The 2,805-nt window shown below is 69.6% G+C and carries 3 protein-coding genes and 2 tRNA genes; 1 reads left to right on the top strand and 4 read right to left on the bottom strand.

Annotated elements, in window-relative coordinates; genetic code table 11:
• Positions 1 to 66 precede the first annotated feature (66 nt).
• From U9980_RS23345 to U9980_RS23335, 3 genes are all read right to left on the bottom strand, one after another.
• Positions 67 to 139: transfer RNA gene (locus U9980_RS23345), tRNA-Glu, on the bottom strand.
• An 84-nt stretch (positions 140 to 223) separates the two neighbouring features.
• A tRNA-Gln gene (locus U9980_RS23340) sits at positions 224 to 295 on the bottom strand.
• A 108-nt stretch (positions 296 to 403) separates the two neighbouring features.
• Complete coding sequence (locus U9980_RS23335; RefSeq protein WP_322769900.1) at positions 404 to 1,183, bottom strand: fumarylacetoacetate hydrolase family protein; 780 nt, start codon at positions 1,181 to 1,183, stop codon at positions 404 to 406.
• A 228-nt stretch (positions 1,184 to 1,411) separates the two neighbouring features.
• Here U9980_RS23335 and U9980_RS23330 point away from each other — a divergent pair, with 228 nt between their 5' ends.
• Positions 1,412 to 1,669 carry a hypothetical protein gene (locus U9980_RS23330; protein ID WP_322750579.1) on the top strand — a complete coding sequence of 86 codons (258 nt, stop codon included), beginning with the start codon at positions 1,412 to 1,414 and terminating at the stop codon, positions 1,667 to 1,669.
• 278 nt (positions 1,670 to 1,947) lie between these two features.
• On the opposite strand, the gene U9980_RS23325 is transcribed toward U9980_RS23330, so the two are convergent.
• Positions 1,948 to 2,805, bottom strand: an 858-nt coding sequence (locus tag U9980_RS23325; protein ID WP_322769899.1) for an alpha/beta hydrolase, incomplete at its 5' end; no start/stop codon positions are given.

The raw sequence follows: 2,805 nt of genomic DNA, 5'->3' as shown, positions 1-2,805 counted from the left end.
GACGACGAAGGCTCCCTGACCGGGTTTGCCCTGGTCAGGGAGCCTTCTGTGCAGGTCGTGCGGGTGTAGCCCCGACCGGATTCGAACCGGCGCTACCGCCTTGAGAGGGCGGCGTCCTAGGCCACTAGACGACGGGGCCAGCTGCTCGTGACTTCAAACACCTCTTACTCCGGACACACTGTACTTCAGACACACTGTACTTCGCAGCGCAGAAAGTCTGACGCTGGGGTACCAGGACTCGAACCTAGACTAACGGAACCAGAATCCGTTGGGCTGCCAATTACCCCATACCCCAAGGTTGCCCTTGCGGGCGAGGCCTACTGTACCGCATCCAGCCGGGGAGCGGCCGGGACCTGTGCCCTGCCGCGTGTCCGAGACCAACCGCCGGGACCGGGAGCCGGTGTCAGCGGGACGTCACCGGGTTGGCGAGGGTGCCGATCCCTTCGACCGTGACGGCCACGGTCTGCCCGGGGCTCATCGGGCCCACCCCGGCCGGCGTTCCGGTCAGCAGGAGGTCACCTGGCAGCAACGTCATCGCCGCCGACATGTACGCGATCAGTGACGCGACGTCGTGCAGCAGCGACTTCGTCCGGGAGTCCTGCCGGAGTTCGCCGTCGAGGGTGGTGCGGATGGCCAGGTCGGACGGGTCGAGATCGGTCTCGATCCACGGCCCGACCGGGCAGAAGGTGTCATGCCCCTTGGCCCGGGTCCACTGACCGTCGGCCTGCTGCTGATCGCGGGCGGTGACGTCGTTCGCGCAGGTGAACCCGAGGACGACGTCCAGAGCCCGCTCCACGGGGACATCCCGGCACAGGCGCCCGACGACGATCGCAAGCTCACCTTCGTAGTCGACCCGCTCGCTGTCGGGGGGAAGGACGATCGGGTCACCGGGGCCGATCACGCTCGTCGAGGGCTTCAGGAAGAGCAACGGGCTCTGCGGCGAGGCGTCGCCGCCCATCTCCCGGGCATGGTCGGCATAGTTCTTGCCGACGCACAGCACCTTGCTCGGCAGCACCGGCGCCAGCAGCCGCACGTCGCCGAGCACGTGCCGCGCGCCGGTGAAGCTGAACGCACCGAAGGGATGGGGGGTGATCGTGGCCACCGTGGCCTCACCCCGCTCGAGGGCACCTTCCACGATCCCGAAGGCCGGTTCCGTCCCGTCGGTGAACCTGGCGATACGCACCCATCGACGGTACAGGCTGCCATTAGTGCTCCGGGGACTGCGGCCTCCGGGCGCGCGATCTGACGATCGTCGCACGCCCTTTGGCCCTCCAGGCTGATGTGCCCCGAAGCACGCGCGACGACGTCGCGGATAGGCTTTCCGCGCGTCCTTGGAGACCCCGTCCTGGAGACCCCAGCCGAAGGCCCCAGCGGAGACGCCAGCCAGAGACCCCAGCCCGGAGGCAGCCAGGTGAGCGAAACCACACCCGTCTACGATGTCGGCGCGCCGGAGCCGAAGCCGATCGACGAGGAGCTGAGCGTGAAGCTCGGCCACCTCGCTGAGGACGCAATCCTGCGCGGCAAGCCCAACGGCGACGAGCGGTGCGACAACTGCCTGTACTACCTCGACGGCGACAGGGACATCACCTACTGCTGGCACCCGAAGCTGCGCATCCTGGTCGGCGGCGACTGGTGGTGCCAGTGGTGGGAGGAGATCCCCGAGGACTGACCCCGGCGACTCTGACCCCGGCCCCGGCCTCGGCCCCGGCCTCGGCCCAGACCCCGGGGGAAGTCGCGTACGACCGCCACCGCCGTTGCCTGCGCACGAGTGGAAGGTAGACGTACATCTCACGTCCGATTTGCGGCTTTCTGGGATGTCAACCTTCCACTCGTGACCACGGTCCATGCGAGCGGGTGCGGCCAGCCGGGTAAGAGCGCACAAGCTGGCGGCCCACGCACCGCCGGGTCGGCACACGGGTGCACACGATCATGGTTCGGCTACGACGGTCAGACCCGCACGGGGCGCAGGGCGCGGCGCAGGACGTCGAGGATCTCCCGCTCCTGCCGTCTGGACACCGCTTCCGTACGCCCCAGGTTCGGCCCGTGGAACGTCCCCGGGAACTGGTGCAGCTCAACCGACACGCCCGCCCGCAGCAGGGCCAGGGCGTATTCGATCCCCTCGTCGCGCAGCGGGTCGAACTCGGCGGTCGAGACATAGGCGGGTGGCAGGCCGGTGAGGTCGGTGGCGCGGGCCGGCGCCGCGTACGGCGACACGTCGTCGCCGGGTGCGGCGTCACCCGAACGCCCCAGGTAGTGCTGCCAGCTCAGCATGGCGTCCGGCCGGTTCCACAAGGGCGCGTCAATGAATTCGATCATGGATGGGGTGTCCAGCCGGTCGTCCAGCTCGGGAATCACCAGGAGCTGGTAGCGCAGGGACGGGCCGCCCCTGTCCCGGGCGAGCAGCGCCAGGCCTGCGGCCAGCCCCCCACCGGCGCTCGCGCCGCCGACGGCCACCCGGTCGCGGTCGATGCCGAGGACGTCGGCCTGGTCGACCAGCCACAGCAGGGTGGCGTAACAGTCCTCAAGACCCGCCGGGAACGGGTTCTGCGGAGCCAGCCGGTACTTCGGCGCCACCACGACCGCCCCGGCCCTGGCACAGATCCGCACGACGTCCGGGTGGGCCGTTTCGATGCCGCCCCCCGCGCCACCCCTTGCAAACCCACCGCCGTTGATCCACAGCAAAGCGGGCCACGGCGCACCGGGTTCCTTCGGCCGGTAGATGCGGACCGCGACGTCCGGCGCTCCCGGCGGGCCGGGGACCACCCGGTCCTCGATCTCGATCCCGGCCAGGACATCAGCATCGGC

The sequence above is a fragment of the Protofrankia sp. Cr1 genome (assembly GCF_963555865.1).
In the GTDB taxonomy this organism is placed as follows: Bacteria; Actinomycetota; Actinomycetes; order Frankiales; family Frankiaceae; genus Protofrankia.
The sequence above is the reverse complement of the archived record's forward strand: the minus strand, read 5'-3'. Positions and strand labels throughout refer to the sequence as shown.